This is a genomic window from Acinetobacter sp. Marseille-Q1623, assembly GCF_902809895.1.
GTDB classification, from domain to species: domain Bacteria; phylum Pseudomonadota; class Gammaproteobacteria; order Pseudomonadales; family Moraxellaceae; genus Acinetobacter; species Acinetobacter piscicola_A.
Genome location: NZ_CADDWG010000001.1, coordinates 56969 through 73482, shown reverse-complemented (window position 1 = coordinate 73482; position 16514 = coordinate 56969). Strand labels below are relative to the sequence as shown.

General features: G+C 35.9%; 12 protein-coding genes, 1 other RNA gene, 2 pseudogenes and 1 other annotated feature. Of the genes and pseudogenes, 8 read left to right on the top strand and 7 right to left on the bottom strand.

Annotated features, from left to right (window positions below; all coding sequences use genetic code 11):
- Positions 1-22 precede the first annotated feature (22 nt).
- The 4 genes from HUV91_RS00360 to panD all read left to right on the top strand — a co-directional run bounded on the left by HUV91_RS00360 (position 23) and on the right by panD (position 2506).
- Entirely contained in the window at positions 23-976 is a 954-nt protein-coding gene (locus tag HUV91_RS00360) for a ribose-phosphate pyrophosphokinase (protein WP_130074596.1), read from the top strand.
- A gap of 100 nt (positions 977-1076) precedes the next feature.
- Complete coding sequence (rplY, locus tag HUV91_RS00355) at positions 1077-1373, top strand: 50S ribosomal protein L25 (RefSeq protein WP_174492171.1); 297 nt, start codon at positions 1077-1079, stop codon at positions 1371-1373.
- A gap of 22 nt (positions 1374-1395) precedes the next feature.
- Complete coding sequence (pth, locus tag HUV91_RS00350) at positions 1396-1974, top strand: aminoacyl-tRNA hydrolase (RefSeq protein WP_174493562.1); 579 nt, start codon at positions 1396-1398, stop codon at positions 1972-1974.
- Between the two features lie 151 nt (positions 1975-2125).
- Entirely contained in the window at positions 2126-2506 is a 381-nt protein-coding gene (panD, locus tag HUV91_RS00345; RefSeq protein ID WP_004722504.1) for an aspartate 1-decarboxylase, read from the top strand.
- A gap of 225 nt (positions 2507-2731) precedes the next feature.
- On the opposite strand, the gene HUV91_RS00340 is transcribed toward panD, so the two are convergent.
- Together HUV91_RS00340 and HUV91_RS00335 are read right to left on the bottom strand one after the other, a co-directional pair.
- Complete coding sequence (locus HUV91_RS00340) at positions 2732-3985, bottom strand: acyl-CoA dehydrogenase family protein (protein ID WP_174492170.1); 1254 nt, start codon at positions 3983-3985, stop codon at positions 2732-2734.
- Between the two features lie 13 nt (positions 3986-3998).
- Complete coding sequence (locus HUV91_RS00335; RefSeq protein WP_174492169.1) at positions 3999-5249, bottom strand: SfnB family sulfur acquisition oxidoreductase; 1251 nt, start codon at positions 5247-5249, stop codon at positions 3999-4001.
- A 295-nt stretch (positions 5250-5544) separates the two neighbouring features.
- On the opposite strand from HUV91_RS00335, the pseudogene HUV91_RS00330 reads away from it, so the two are divergent.
- A pseudogene (locus tag HUV91_RS00330) lies at positions 5545-5721 on the top strand (5,10-methylene tetrahydromethanopterin reductase); the annotation flags it as partial.
- Positions 5722-5798: 77 nt separating this feature from the next.
- On the opposite strand, the gene glpK reads toward HUV91_RS00330, so the two are convergent.
- Positions 5799-7280, bottom strand: coding sequence for a glycerol kinase GlpK (glpK, locus tag HUV91_RS00325; RefSeq protein WP_174492168.1), 1482 nt, complete (start codon positions 7278-7280; stop codon positions 5799-5801).
- A gap of 131 nt (positions 7281-7411) precedes the next feature.
- On the opposite strand from glpK, the gene ssrA reads away from it, so the two are divergent.
- The 3 genes and pseudogenes from ssrA to HUV91_RS00310 all read left to right on the top strand — a co-directional run bounded on the left by ssrA (position 7412) and on the right by HUV91_RS00310 (position 10680).
- Positions 7412-7772, top strand: a transfer-messenger RNA (tmRNA) gene (ssrA, locus tag HUV91_RS00320).
- Between the two features lie 182 nt (positions 7773-7954).
- Entirely contained in the window at positions 7955-9100 is a 1146-nt protein-coding gene (locus HUV91_RS00315) for a tyrosine-type recombinase/integrase (protein ID WP_174492167.1), read from the top strand.
- Positions 9101-9405: 305 nt separating this feature from the next.
- Positions 9406-10680, top strand: a pseudogene (locus HUV91_RS00310) (IS3 family transposase).
- Positions 9681-9797 (top strand) — a sequence feature (AL1L pseudoknot). It overlaps the preceding pseudogene by 117 nt.
- 82 nt (positions 10681-10762) lie before the next feature.
- Here the strand turns inward: HUV91_RS00310 and HUV91_RS00305 are convergent.
- The 4 genes from HUV91_RS00305 to HUV91_RS00290 form a co-directional block, all read right to left on the bottom strand.
- Complete coding sequence (locus HUV91_RS00305) at positions 10763-11863, bottom strand: patatin-like phospholipase family protein (RefSeq protein ID WP_174492166.1); 1101 nt, start codon at positions 11861-11863, stop codon at positions 10763-10765.
- Positions 11856-12770 (bottom strand): diguanylate cyclase regulator RdcB family protein, encoded by a 915-nt coding sequence (locus HUV91_RS00300; RefSeq protein WP_174492165.1) that lies wholly within the window; start codon positions 12768-12770, stop codon positions 11856-11858. Before HUV91_RS00300 ends, HUV91_RS00305 begins: the two co-directional genes overlap by 8 nt.
- Positions 12767-15190, bottom strand: coding sequence for a dynamin family protein (locus HUV91_RS00295; RefSeq protein WP_174492164.1), 2424 nt, complete (start codon positions 15188-15190; stop codon positions 12767-12769). The genes HUV91_RS00300 and HUV91_RS00295 overlap by 4 nt, the downstream gene beginning before the upstream one ends.
- A gap of 78 nt (positions 15191-15268) precedes the next feature.
- Positions 15269-16168 (bottom strand): helix-turn-helix transcriptional regulator, encoded by a 900-nt coding sequence (locus tag HUV91_RS00290; RefSeq protein ID WP_174492163.1) that lies wholly within the window; start codon positions 16166-16168, stop codon positions 15269-15271.
- Positions 16169-16514: the final 346 nt, after the last annotated feature.

The window sequence follows — 16514 nt, the reverse complement described above, 5'->3', positions numbered from 1 at the left end:
TACCAACCGCCAAGGGTGCTTCATGCCCAATCTTGTCGTTTTTAGTGGAAATGCTCATCCACAATTCGCCCAAAAAGTCGTTAGCCATTTGCATATCCCATTGGGAGCTGCTGCTGTAGGTAAATTTTCTGACGGTGAAATCACTGTTGAAATTACTGAAAATGTGCGTGGTAAAGACGTATTCATCGTACAACCTACTTGTGCCCCAACCAATGATAACCTGATGGAAATCTTGGTGATGGCAGATGCTTTGCGTCGTGCAAGTGCTGGTCGTATCACTGCCGTGATTCCTTACTTCGGTTATGCACGTCAAGACCGTCGTCCTCGTTCTACACGTGTGCCAATTACTGCAAAAGTTGTAGCAGATATGCTGACAACAGTCGGAATTGACCGTGTGGTAATGATCGACTTGCATGCTGACCAAATCCAAGGTTTCTTCGATATTCCTGTAGATAACATCTACGGTACACCTGCTTTGCTTGCTGATTTACGTCAACAACAGCATCACAACTTGATGGTGGTTTCACCTGACGTAGGTGGTGTCGTTCGTGCACGTGCTGTTGCTAAGCAAATGGGTGATATTGACCTTGCAATCATTGACAAACGTCGTCAAAAAGCCAATGAATCACAAGTGATGCATTTGATTGGTGACGTAAAAGATCGTGATTGTGTCATTGTTGATGACATGGTGGATACTGCAGGTACATTGTGTAAAGCAGCGGATGCATTAAAAACTTTTGGTGCACGTAAAGTTGTTGCTTATGCAACGCATCCAGTACTTTCAGGTAAAGCACTTGAAAACCTTAAAAATTCTGTAATTGATGAATTGGTTGTTACTGACACTATTCCTCTTTCAGAAGAAGCTTTAAAACTTGGTAAGATTCGCCAAGTTTCAGTAGCAAGTATGGTTGCTGAAACAATTCGTCGTATTAACAACGAAGAATCTATTAGCGCAATGTTTGATTCTTATCTATAATATAGCGCTAAAATTTAAAAGCCCTGCCTTTTGGTGGGGCTTTCTATCACTAGACTGGTCGAAGGTCTAGTCAATTAAACTTAAATTAGGAATGTCTATCATGGCAAACTTCGTATTAAATGCAGTAGCACGTGAAGAAGCAGTTCAAGGGAAAGGTTCGAGCCGCCGCCTTCGTCTTCAAAACAAAGTACCTGCAATCATCTATGGTGGTGACGCTGCACCTGTAGCTGTAACTTTAGAGCTTCGTGAGCTTGTTAAAGCTTTAGAAAGCAATGCATTCTTTGAAGAAGTTATCGAAGTAAACGTCGACGGTAAAGCTGAAAGCGTTAAAATCCAAGCGTTACAACGTCACCCTGCTAAAAACACACCTATGCATGCTGACTTCAAACGCGCATAAGTGTTGAATGGTGTAAATGAGTGTGAGTAAACTTTCACTGATTGTTGGTTTGGGCAACCCAGGTTCTGAGTATGCCCAAACCCGCCATAATGCAGGGTTTTGGTTCGTAGAACGCCTTGCAGAACAATATGGCATCCAACTCAAAACTGATTCTAAATATAAAGGGATCAGTGGTCGTGGTAATATCGAAGGTCAAGACGTTCGTCTGTTATTACCCTCAACCTTTATGAACCTGTCTGGTCAAAGTGTTGTCCCCTTCGCCAAATTTTATCAAATCAAACCAGAAGAAATTCTGATTGCACATGATGAACTCGATATGAACCCAGGTGTCATTCGCTTAAAAACAGGCGGTGGTCATGGTGGTCATAATGGTTTACGTGATATTGTTCCACATATCGGTGCTAATTTTCATCGCCTACGTATTGGCATCGGTCATCCAGGTGCTAAAGAAAAAGTTTCTGGGCATGTCTTAGGTCGAGCACCAAGTAGTGAACAGACTTTAATGGATGATGCAATTGATCATGCTTTAAGTAAAATTCAACTTTTGGTTAACGGTGAAATTCAACAGGCAATGAATCAAATAAATGCCTATAAACCGTAAATCTCAGCCATTAAATATCAAGCTTTGTTAAACAATTTTTCTTGCCATACGCTAATTTTAAGAGCAAAATGCGCTTTTCAAAAAGCATCCATTGCAAAAGTTATTGTTTAACCACATATAACTGTCGTAGGACAACTAGGAGACGCAAGCCATGCTATCTCGTTTATTAAAAGCTAAAATCCACCGTTGTGTCGTTACACAAGCAGAATTACATTATGAAGGTTCTTGTGCAATCGATGGCATTCTTTTAGATTTAGCTGGTATCCGTGAATACGAAGAAATTCATATGTGGAATGTCACCAATGGTAAGCGTTTCACAACTTATGCAATTCGTGGTGAAGAAGGTTCAGGCATTATTTCAGTCAATGGTGGTGCTGCACTTCAAGCTGATGTTGGCGATTTAATGATTATCGCAACATTTGGTGACTTTACCAATGCAGAAGCAGATGCCCATAAACCACGTCTTGTATATGCAAATCCAGACAATACAGTCAATCACACAGCGAACTGTATTCCTGTACAAGTTGCTTAAACTGAAATTGCTAGTCTGAAATTGAATTAAACCCGCCCAAGTAAGCGGGTTTTATTTTTCGTTTCATGGTTACCTTTTAGACTCACATCCACATTTTGAATGTGAAATTTCCATTTTTTCATTTTCTATTTGACACTTATTTTATCAGTTCACTTTTTAGATGATCTGCATCAAAAAAGAGTTTTCACCTTCCGATGAAAACCCGTGTTGATGCCCAAAACTCATCTAAATAGAAATTTTCTGAGCAACTGGACTGTTTCCAATCTGCCACACAAAAGGCAAAGGTGTTTGATTTACCAGCCAATCCCCAATCACTTTTTCTTTATAAATAACTGGATTATGTGAAGAAACCACACGTGCATTACGCCAAAAACGGTCTAATTGTTTTGCTGTTGTACTTGCAGATGCACCCAAAGCATTGAATAAAGATGCAGTTAAATCTAAAACCAAATCTGTAATCACCACCTGACCTTGTGATGACTCTAACTCAGCCGCATTGTTGGCTTTTTGGTCTAAAATATCATTATTTTGAAAATGGCTCAGATATGCTGTATCTAAGGCTTCTGCTGCTGTTAATGCAATAGATTGACTCGCAAAAGCTTGCGCAGATGCTTTACCAATCACTTGTAAGACTTGGGGATCATGACGAACCAGATCTGCATTACCATGACTAAAAATACGTGTGCGTTGGCGAACTTCCTCTGAAAAAGTTGCAACTGCACTCAACGCAATACCTGCCAAAGTTGCTAAATGAAAGACTTGATAATAGGCTGTTTGATATTTAAAACGCTGTTCAAATGACAAAATATGATCACGCTCAATCGGAACTTGATTAATTTTAAGTGAGCCACTGCCCGTGGTTTTTTGCCCAAATCCATCCCAATCATCTGTTATCACAGTACCCTGCTCATGTGTCGATACAGCCGCAATCACATGTTGATCTAAAGTTTCATCATAAGCAAAAAGGTCGATCCAATCTGCAAAAATAGTTCCTGTTGAATAGAATTTTTCACCATTCACCACTAACCTACCTTGTTGATTTTGTGAAACACGTGTAATGACATCGCCAATTTCAACTTTACCAATTTCAGTCCATGCGTTCCCCACCAAATCACCTTGTACAAAACGCTTAAACCAAATTTCTTGGGAAGAATCTCTATGGGCAACCAAACGATCTTCCACAAAAGCAAAATGCCCACGCAATGCTTGTACAATATTTGAATCAGCCGTTGCTAATTCGATCAGTAGCTGAAATAACTGACGTTGAGATAAACCTTCACCGCCATATTGTACAGGGACACGCACAGCACCAAAGCCTGCATGCTTCAACCACTCAATTTGCTCGGTTGGTAAAATACGGTTTTTTTCTCGCTCTAAAACGCCCTCTGCAATTTTAGAAAAAATTGGACGAAACTTTTGGGCAACTTGCTCATAGTTCCCACCCAAAGAAAGCTCATGATTTTGTGTAAATGTTGTCATTGTTATTCTCCTATTAGCTCCAAGCATGACGTGGTGGTGGAATATCATTTAAATAATAATTACCTACGATATTTAACTTCCAACGTACAGGATCATGCAAAGTATGTGTTCTTGCATTGCGCCAATGACGGTCTAAATTTAATTCTGACAAAGTAGAACGTGTACCTGAAAGTTCAAATAATTTATTGGCTGCCAATAATGCAATTTCTGTGGTTAATACTTTCGCTTCAGCATTTAACAAGGTTGCTTCATTCACATGATGCTCAGAAGGTTCGGCTAAAGCCGCATCTATTGCCAATGCAGCTAAGTCTAAAACAGCTTCAGCAGCACGTAGTTTTATTTTTAATTCGCCAATATTGGCAATGGTATAAGGATCATCTGTCGCTTTTTCTAAACCAGAATCAATCCAAGGGCGAGTATATTGGCGGACATAATCAATCGTTTCTTGAATTGCACCACGTGCAATGCCCGCATCAACTGCGGCTTGAATAAACTGAGAAATAGCACCTGCCGCAGTATGACGTTCAAAGGCTTGGTAAATAGGGACAATATTGTTTAAATCTACTTTTACATGATCTAGAGTGACAGAACCACTCACCGTTGTTCGCTGTCCAAAACCACTCCAATCATTGTTAATGGTTAACCCTTCACGATGTTGTGGAATCAAAGCGGCAAAAGGTTTTCCTTCAGAACTCACAGCAACGACAGGAATCCAATGCGCTAAAAGTGCACCTGTTGCAAAAAATTTCTGACCCGTTACGACAGCATGATCCTCCTTAAATTCAATTGTTGTGGTTAAATCCGCAACAGTTTTTGAACTTTTTTCTGAAAATGCATTACCTAAACGATGTCCTTGTAGCACTTGATCAAAGAAAAAAGCTTGTTGTTCAAGTGTTGCATCTAAACGAATATGTTCAACAAAAGCCCAATGATTTTGAGCGATTTGCCCCAATGAAGAATCAGCACTCGAAATCGTTTTCACAACTTCAGCAAGCGTTTTATAACTCACGCCTGCTCCACCAAATTGCTTAGGAATAGTAATTCCCCATAAACCAGACTGTGAATATTTTTCAATTTCGATTAAGGGTAAACGCCGTTCGTGGTCTCGAATTGCTGCTTCCTTTTTAAATTCTTGCGCCAAGTTTTGAGCAATTTGGATTGCCTCAGCATCATTTTGAATAATATGTGCTTTATTTTTTAATAAATAAAATTCTTTTGGAATATTTTCTGCTGAATTTAATTGGAGATTAATCTTTGCTGTCATTTAAATTTCCATCGTTTGATTTTCTACACTCAAACTAGCACCAATATTTTTATTCGCTTATATATTAAAATAAAAAGTAATTCACTTTAAATAAAATAAAAATTAAAATTAAGTTATATTTCATTAATAATCAATATTATAAATAAAATAAATGATTTTATTTATGAATTAAATGATTAACTAATATCATTTAAAAATATTTTCATAAGTAAAAAAACAGATTTATATCTCAGCTTTAAATATAAAATAATGCGTTTATTTTTTATAAGATTAAAATATCCACTAAGATTTTTATTATCAAACTTTTGAAGATGTGGTGGAATATGTTGTTCCTGAACTACAAAAACGCGGCGTCTATCAAAAAGATTTTCGTGAAGGAACTTTACGTGAAAAGCTTTTTGGGCGTGGGGCGTATTTACCAGAAGAACACCGAGGCGCTTCATTTCGCTTTGAAGCGCTCAATACCGTTTAAATCCAAGATCTAAAAGATGCTGTGAATAATCAGCATCTTTTTTAGATTCATGAATGAAATACGTGCCTGTAAATCAGTTAATGACTTTTTGCTCTTTGCAAAGCATCATTCCATTGTTGCAAATGGAACTGTCGTTCATCTTCTTGCATATTGGGTTCAAATGCTCGGTCTAATTGCCAAGACTGAGAGATTTCATTTAGATTTGAAAATACCCCCATTTTCAAACCTGCCATCGCTGCTGCACCCCAAGCCGTTGACTCTAAAAGTTTAGGGCGCAGTACAGGAACATTTAAAATGTCTGCTTGAAATTGCATGAGCATATCATTTTGACTTGCACCGCCATCTACACGCAGTTCTTTTAAGGGTTGTGAAATATCAGATTGCATGGCAGTCAGTACATCTGAAACTTGAAATGCGATGGATTCTAAAGCTGCTCGTGCAATATGAGATTTATTGGTACCTCGTGACATGCCACAAAATAAAGCACGGGCTTCACTATCCCAATGTGGCGCGCCTAAACCCGTAAATGCAGGAACCAATACAACACCATCGGTATCTTTCACCTTACACGCCAATTTTTCGACTTCAGTGCTATTTCGGATAATCCCTAAACCATCTCTAAGCCATTGTACAATCGCACCAGCCATAAACACACTGCCTTCAAGTGCATAATTCGACTGATTTTGGCAGCGCCATGCCAATGTACTTAATAATTGATTTTGACTGTATTGAATGTCATAACCTGTATTAAACAGCATAAAACAGCCCGTACCATAGGTATTTTTTGCTGTTCCAACTTCAAAACATGACTGACCAAATAATGCAGATTGCTGGTCTCCTAAAATACCTGCAATCGGAATCTCAGCACCCAATAAACCTGCTGCCGTATTGGAAATATATTGATCTGAATCAATAATTTTAGGTAAAACAGATTTTGGAATATTAAACAACTCAATTAGCTCATCATCCCATTGCTGACTTTTTAAATTCATCAACATTGTTCGAGATGCATTACTCACTTCAATGACATGTTCTGAACCTTGCGTTAAGTTCCAAATCAGCCAGCTATCAATCGTACCAAAAGCCACATGTCCTTGCTCTGCAAGTGTTCTGAGTCCATCAATATTTTCCAATAACCACACTAATTTTCCAGCACTAAAATAAGGATCTATTCTTAAACCTGTTTTATGTTGTATTTTTTCTAAATAATTTTTTTGTAGTAAGTCATTACACCACTCTACTGCCCGCCGATCTTGCCACACAATTGCAGGAGCTAAAGCTCGACCTGTGCGTTTATCCCAAATCACCGTTGTTTCACGTTGATTTGTTACACCTAAAGCTTTGACATCCTTGGCTAATAATCGTGCAGATGCGATTGCTTGTTGTACCACAGCAATTTGAGTCGTCCAAATTTCTTGCGCATCTTGCTCTACCCAACCTGATTTAGGGGTCTTGATTTGTATTTCACGTTGTGCCGTTGCATGGATTTTTCCATGCTCATCAAAAATAATTGCTCTACTAGAGGTTGTTCCTTGATCAAGTGCGAGTAAATAGCTCATCTTTTTTGTTTTTGACCCTTGAAAAATATTTATATTAACGCAATGATGTAAGCAATTGCATCATTTCACTTAAATGTCGTAAATTCACTGCGTAATTTTCAACATTTATGTTATGATTGCATTGTTATCTAGGGGATGTTTTTGGCTTCGACGCTGATGATGAAGCTCATAGATGCATGCCGAGAGCGCATTTCCTCTCGTAAATAAAATTTGCATTTTAAATAGTCGCAAACGACGAATCTTACGCTCTAGCTGCCTAAGGGCCGCTTGTCCGCTTCACTGAATACTTGTGGTCAGTGAACCCGACCGAAGCGCACGCACACAAGTCCGTATAGAGTCAAGCCTCGGGGCTTTATACCAAACTTAGAGGATCGCGTTTTTAATCCTGTTCGTCGGGTCTTTAAGCGTTAAAATAATAGACGATATCTAAGCATGTAGTATTCTCGAGTGTAGTGTTGGCGGACGCGGGTTCAACTCCCGCCATCTCCACCAAAATTTAATTCAGAGATGTCCGACTGAATGTAAAAAAGCCTTTAAACTCAATGTTTAAGGGCTTTTTTATTGCCTCTATTGTCCGATCTTATCCGATGCGATTTGACCCTAACTTTGCCTTCTTTGGGTAATTTTTGGGAAAATTTACCCAGCAAATATCATAAACATATTGGGTAATACACATGGCACTTACTGATCAAGAATGTAAAAAAGCACAACCTAGTGATAAGCAATACCGTCTTTCAGATGCAAATGGCTTATCATTAATTATTAGCCCTAAAGGACAGAAATATTGGAATATCCGTATCACTGTTCATGGACAGCGTAAATCTGAATCCGTAGGACAATATCCAGATATTAGTTTAAAGAAAGCACGTGAAATCGCACTTGAACTAAAATATAAATATTCTCGCTCAACTATCCATGAAGAATTAAAACCTTTTTTTCGTGATGTCGCAGAGGAATGGTTTGAAAATCAAAAAGAAACTTGGTCTACGAAACATATTAATAATGTACGCGCTTCTCTAGATGAATTGTATCTGAGTCTAGGCGATAAGCGTATTAATCAAATCCAAGCCCCTGAAATATTGCAGAACATTAAAAAAATTGAAGCAAGAGGCTCTCTTGAAGTTGCAAAACGAACCTTGTCTCGTTGCGGTATGGTGATGAAATATGCAATTGCAAATGGTTATCGTTTAGATAATCCTGCTGGAGATTTAGTTTATGCGCTTAAGTCTAAGCGAGTTAAGAATCTAGCTTCTCTTGCCGCCAGCGAAATGCCTGAGTTTTTAGCAAAAGTTCGTGCTTATCCAAGTGATGCACAAACACACCATGCACTTACATTAATTATGCTTACAGGTGTACGTGTCAGTGAGTTACTTCAAGCCACATGGGACGAGTTTAATTTAGAGGAACGTAAATGGGACATTCCTGCTGAACGTATGAAAAATGGCTTAGCACATCGTGTACCTTTAACTGACTTTATGATTACAGAGCTACAAGCATTACGTTTAACGCATAATCAAGATTTGCTTTTTCCACACCGATTAAATAACAAAGAACCCATGCGTAGTGAATCCATTCTACAAGTCATCAAACGTTCAGGTTATGCAGGTCGCATGACGACACATGGTTTTCGCTCTTTATTTAGTACAGTCGTCAATGAATCTAATTTATTTAATTTTGATGCAATTGAGCGCCAACTGGCTCATGTTCCTCAAAACAGAATTCGTTCTGCTTACAACAGAGCGCAATATTGGGGCGAGCGTGTCAAGATAATGAATTGGTATAGTGATCAAGTTCAGCTATGGCTTAATGAAACATTATAACATTACTATTCATTATGATAACTTAACTCTAAACAAAGTAACTTTTTGTGACGTAGATTCAAAAGTTAAGTACAATACATTTATAATAGGTTGAGGATATTAAATAATACTACTAACCTATTCAATATAGTGAGATTACTAAATAATTAATACAAAATCACCTGTTAAACTTTTAATTTTATTATCTATTTCAACTTCAAGCCTATATGATTCTAGAGGGTTTAACTATAGAGGTATTTTTACAATTATTAAAAGTGAACCGTACCGGGTTTGTCGGAGAGTCAATATTCTGAGAGACTATTCCGATGAAAAAATCAAACTATCCCCCCGAAATTAGAGAAAGAGCAGTTCAATTATTGATTGAATCTGAAAAAGATTATCCTTCTACTTGGGCTGCGATCACAGCTATTGCGCCTAAGATTGGTTGTACTCCTGAAACACTTCGTGCTTGGCATCAAAAGCATTTAGATCAGCAAAATCCTGTCAAAGTACAACAGATATCTGATCAAGAAAAAATGAAACAAATGGAACGTGAAATCACAGAATTAAAGCGTGCCAATGAAATTCTACGTAAAGCAGCCGCTTTTTTCGCCCAGGCGGAGCTCGACCGCCCACACAAATAATGGTAGATTTTATCCATAACAATAAGGCGTTATATGGTGTTGAGGCGATTTGCAGGATTTTACCGATCGCGGCTTCGACCTATTATCGAACTTTAGATCTCTTTGATAATCCAAAACATCGAGCGAAACGAGATTTACATGACTTGCATCATGCTGAACAAATTAAACGAATTTGGAGGGACAGTTCAGGTCGATATGGTGTACGTAAAGTTTGGCAAAAACTAAAAAGTGAAGGCTATATTATTGCGCGCTGTACCGTTACTCGATTGATGCAAAAGCTAGGTATACAAGGTGTTTGGCGAGGTAAGAATAAACAAACGCCCCGTAGCCGAGATGATCAAAAAAGAGCGGATGATTTAGTAAAGCGTAATTTTACTGCTGATTATCCAAACCCTTGCGAAGCAATGCTTCTCAGGTCGCTGACTTCACATATATTCAAACCAATTTTGGCTGGGTCTATATCGCCTTTATTATTGATGTGTTCCACGAGCAATTGTTGGATGGAAAGTATCTACACGAATGAATACAGACATGGTACTCGATGCACTGGAGCAAGCATTGCATGACCGAGTCATGCCAAAGAACGTGATTAATCATTCCGACAGAGGTGTTCAATATCTTTCCATTCGCTATACCAATCGTCTAGAAGCAGCAAATTTACGAGCGTCAGTCGGTACAACTGGTGATTCATACGATAATGCTTTGGCTGAAACAGTGAATGGCTTATACAAAACAGAGGTGATTGAATATTTAAAAGCAGATTGGCAAGGTTTAGCGGATGTACAACTTGCGACACTCAACTGGGTAGATTGGTTTAATAAAGAGCGTGTACACAGTGCATTGGGTTACAAGTCGCCTTTTGAGTTTGAAGCAATGTACTATGATAAGATTAACCCGTTAGGTCTCAGGTGGCCTAACTTAAATAAAAAAGTCTCCGACAAACCCGGTACGGTTTAAAGTATGGAAATGAAATGCCCAAGCCATATAAACTTATAGACTTGGGCGAATCTATGAATAGTTTGATGAAATCTAAAAAAGTCTATAAACTCTTCATCACATCATCTAAATCACTTTCTGATTTTGATAATTGATCTAAACTTTTCAGAACTTGCACTCTATTTTTACTTATATCTGAAATTAAGCCGAAAGCCTCAATAAATCTATTTAGCTCTTTTTTAGCATCAATATAACCTTGTTTACGAAGTAACGTAATGCTTTCTTCTGAGAAATCTAATAAATTCTTAAAGTTTAAACTCAGCTGTTGATCAGGTCGTATCTCAAGAATATTTATATCAGGAAAATCATGACGGTGCCATAATGCCCCATGATCTAAATGTACCACAATAATATGACTGCATCCTGCCTCAATTAATGGCGTAATTGGTGTATTTCCTTGCGCTTTTAATGCCCCTCCTAACCCACCATCAACAAATCTATAGCCCTGACTATCTTGTTGTGGTTGAAAAATCAAAGGTAAAGCAGCTGATGCTAAAATAAATTTTTTCTGGTCCTCTGGGCTTAAATTCTGTATTTTATAAAATTCAGAATATTGATTATCCAATCCTAACAACTCTGCTTTTACAAAATCTTTAATGGCATTTAAAGATTCAAAAAAATTTTCTAAAGCATCTTCACGATCTTTAATCTTATAAGTTGAAATATAAAATGGAATTGCTGATTTAAGTTTTTCTAAATTGAGAAATTCCTGCATCATTTCAGATAAAGGTTCTTGCTTACAAAACCCCTCTACTGATTTAATATTTAAACGATTAAATAAAAATCCTAAAAAAGTTGGTATCCAGCCAATAGGTGTTGCTAACTTTAAACCTGATGCAAGAAGCAAGCTAATATAAGTTCCAGTATCTAGTTTCTTATTAAACTCTACATGTTCACTTAAACTATCCAAACCCTTAATTTGTATAGGTTTTATTTGGGGTAATTTATCCCAAAGTTGATCCAAATGATAGATACCTTGATCAAAATTATCTGCTGATAATAATACTGCTCCATTTAAAGTACCAATACTAGCTCCCGCCAACATATCTATTTCTAAACCAAGCTCTTGTATCGCTTTCAATACACCAACATGATATGCACCCTTAGCTCCACCACCTGATAACACTATTCCTAATTTAGCCATGTGAACGCACCTTAAAAAACTCCTTGATCATACTATCAGCAACAGTTGAAATGTCAGCAATATGGAAAGGCAAGTGCTTAATTTCAGGCTTAACTAACTCTTGTTCATCTAATGTTTCCCATTGAGTCGCTAAAAATGCGTTTGGTGCAATGGATGGCTTGGCTAAACTCCAATCGCCCATATATTCAATTAACTCAATATCATCAGATTTTTTCTTATCGCTGTACAACCATTGTTCACGTGGAATAATTTGATCTTCCTTTGATGTAGAAAACTCTTTCTTTAATTGAATAATTAACTTATTTCTCAATAACTTAAAGTATTCATCTTTATTTGGAAAGTCTGTTACTTTAGAAAAATTTCCCCAATACAAATTATCTAGAGCAATATAAGATTTTGAAATAATTGAATAATGATTAAAGTCCCCTGCCTCCCATGATGAAAAAACCAAATCTAATTGTGTTTTAGCTGCATCAGAAGACTTGAGAACTTGAACATCCTGAATTAAATCTTGTGTATGTAAACTCAATAAATTTACTTGCTCGCGAATATCAATCACCACATCTGTGACTTTTGCCAAATGTTGTTGTGTTTTACTCAATGAACTCGAAATTTGTGCAATTGCAACTGAATGCTCATTCACACTCTGCGATAAAGTTTTTAACCATCCCTCACAAGCTTGCAAGCCCGAGATGACATGATCATTTAAGTGTGCTTGTCTTAAATGTGCTTTACCTGAAACAGCATCCATAAAACGGTTTCTATGAGATGATCTCTTCTTAATCACATTTTGCAAATCTTGCGATACACTGATGCCATTTACAAAATCTACTATCAACTTTTCATTTAAAAATTGAAATTCATCTGATTTTTTTTCAGTGAGCAATTGTTCAAAACTTTGTTTCATGCAACATCCCCAAGAACTTGAGATAAATTATTTTCTATCATAGCAATATCATTTTGAATATTTTGATTTTCAAAGCCTATTAATCTTAAACTCTCTTTTCGTTTTTGCTTAATTTCATAAGGCATTTTTTCAGCCTCCAAAGCAGCTTTAAGCTCATTAATTAACTTATCCGCCTGCATTTCAATATTCTCGGCATCATCTTCCATCTGCTGCATAAAATGCAATAGATTATCTGTAACTTGTTTCTTTAATGGTATCAAAACCTTACTTACAGATAAGTCTTTTAAAATCTTTTTTAATTGAGGTAAAGTAAACTCACAATATGTTTCAACTTGTTTTTCCTGTCCCCAATTTGTACCAAATATTCCACCAAAAAACTTTCTAATTTTACCTGTCGTCACCCAAAATTCTTCTTTTGACTTACTTGAAACATTCATTAAATTTATATCAATTGATGAACTAAATTCAATATTCGCCATATTTAGTCGTGAAAATTGAATATCTATTTTTTCTTTACCAAAAACATCTTGTATTCTCCTTAAATCCTCAAGATTTTTTCTACTTATATCTTGAATTTTATGATTTATTTCTGAAGACATCTGTTTAAGATCTGATTTAATATCATCCTCTAATGCGTTATTCACCTCTCCCATAGTAGCAGCAATACTATTCTGTAATTTTTTCATTTGCTCTTCACGTAATTTTATTTTTCCTGTTGCCCCATACTCGTCCTCCAAAGCTTTTTCCAAGTCACTTATTTCTTTTTTTAAAGTGTTTTTATTTTTATAATAATCCATATCTAATTTATAAAATTTTATGTCTTGAATTTCCTCTTCTTTTTGATTCTTAAAATTCCGAATACTTTGAACCATACCAATCCAAATCTGATCTGCACACTTATCCTCCATTAATGAAAATAATGAAGCAAACTCATCAACTGATTGATTAGAAATATCCTCTAAATCACTTTTAGAGATTTCTGTATTTTTCTTTAATTCTTGAATATCTAATTCTAATTGATTAATAGTCTGTCTAATATTTTGTAACTCTAATTCATTTAATTCAACTGCCTCAGAAAAGCGACCTTGAATACTAAACACATTTTTGATTTCTGTAAAAATATAATTTACATCTTTTAGTGCCGACTGCATCGCAATCTTAGGTGCATTTTTATAACTTTCTTGAATAATATTTGCTAAAGGTAATGCCATTAAACTATTTTCTGTTAAAGCTTGGCTATCTTCTATCACCTCATCAAGCTCAGAACTTTCCCAAATACGTTTTGCTCTTGTACCAAACGCTTTTTTTGCAAAATCTTGCACCCACTCTAACTCATCAAAACTGGGTTTATTCTGGTTAAGCGCAATATAATTTTGAATACGTGTTGCTAAAAAAGCATCTTGTGCTGAGATACAATAAATATTTTCAGCATGAATTTTGCCTTTTAACAAATCATTCGCCACAATATTTTTAGTTGTCGCTTGATCATCACCATTCGCATTTTTCTGATCAAACTTATTGACCAAAGCAAAAAGTCGATCTTTTTCAATTTTAGGTAACTTCTCTAATTCTTCTCGAATATCTGCATCTGCTTGTGATTTAAGCTGAGTATAATCCATCACCACCATAACAGCAGAACTGCGTTTCAGTTGCTGAGCAAAAATTTCTTTTAATTCAGGTAAATTTGCTTCATTCGGTCCTGGAGTATCAAGTAAAACCAAATTACCTAAATGTTCTTCTTGTTGCGCTAACTCTGTAAACTCGACTTCGATTCGAGGCAAGGCATTGATTTCTTTATAAGCTGAGAATGGGAAACCACATTCAGGATAATCTTCTACAATAATTCGTGATAAACGCACCAAATCATTTAAATGTGCTAAAAAGCTAAAAATAGCTGCTTCACCTTTATAACTTTCTTTAAATTTATAACCTGCCTGAATGTTTTGAATTAACTCTAAAATTTCCTGATAGCTCGAAACACGCTCATCTTCAGCATATTGCACGAAATTTAATACTTTTAATTTTGCAATGTACTCATTAATAGAACTGACATCACAACTAAGAATAGGCTCTTTTTGTCCTTTTACATGTGCAATCAATGTTGGCAAGGAAGTCATTGGACGATTACGATTTGGTAATATTTCACGCCCAACGATTGCGTTGATCGTTGTAGATTTTCCTGCTTTCATTGTACCAACAACAGCCAACACTACCTCAAATTTTTCTAATTTAATGTATTCACCTTGTAATACACTTTTCATTTCAGGTACAGACTTACTATCAAGAACTAATGGCTTTGTAGCATCATGTTCAGGAACTAAGTAGTTTTTTTCTAACTCACCCAAAAGTTGTTGTTGATTAAAAAGTACTTTTTGAAGTTGTTGTTTCAAACCATTCAATAAAGCAATATTTTTTTGCATAATAATTTCTCAATATAAATGTAATAACACAATAATTTTTAAACATTTAAATATTTAAAGTTTAAAATTTTTCAAAAACTACAATCCTAAATACATTTTCAAACCTATCTCTATTTCGCTTTGCATTTGCTGAGGATGAACCACTTTGACATACGGTATCCAAAATCGAATCAATGGTATTAGCTGCATGTCATGATTAATTTTCGAAGATAACAACAGGTTTCCACCTTCTAACTCTTTAAGGATTTTTTGCTCAGGTAATATTGATCGTTGCTTAAAATAAAATGCGACATTACGATCTACTGATAAAATGATTTCTTGCTTATCTTGTCCGAACCAAATACTGTCATCATCTTCAACGAGTTTGATAATATCTTTGTTTGGAATAAACTGAGAATATTCATGTACAGCATGCGTCAGTTGAATATGTGATAGACGATAGGTTCTGAGTAGGTCCTTTCTTACTGCTGCCAAATACCAACTACCATGATGATGAATCAATCTATATGGCTGAACCAACCTAGATTCACCCTTGTATGCAAAACCAATATGTCTATTTTCTTGAATTGCTTTCCCTAAAATTTTGAATAATTCTTTAAATTGACTGGAATCTTCAAAAGAGTAACCCTTCACACTATAAACCTGATGTGCCCTACTATCTAAAAGTTCACGTAAAAAGGACATATCCAATGATGGATATAAATGGCTAATTCCTGAAAGCTGTGCAAAGTTACGGATATCTTTAGGAGTTATTTTCCCTAAATAATTCGAATCTAAGTAATATTTCTTATTCTCATCATTCCTCTGTAAAGGCAAATATGCGTTAAGACGATCAAAATCTCTTGAAATTGTACGAGCGCTTACCCCAAATTCAGAAGCTAACTCTTTAATACTTAACTGATACCCCATATTCAATTTCGTTAAAATATTGGCTAATCGGTCAGCTAAGCGCTCATGAGTAGAATCATCACGTTGCATGGTTTTTCTCTATTTTTTAATAGTATTATCAAACTTATATTTGATTTACATTTAAAATATAACACACAATCAAAACAAAAAATTACACTGCAAAACAAAAAACCCATAAGTTTAATTTTAATTTAAATACTATTTAACTTTTCTAAGTAACATTCTAAATGCAACATTGCGAAATAATGGTTTTTAATTCGTTCCATTTTATTTTGCCCAAAATTAGAGCTTTAAAAATACGTTTAAATGCCAGTAGCTTCTGCTTATTACTAAATGAAATAGAATATATTTTCATGCGACACTCCCAATACTGACTTTTAAATACAGTAATCAATTAATTGAAAGATAAGATAAA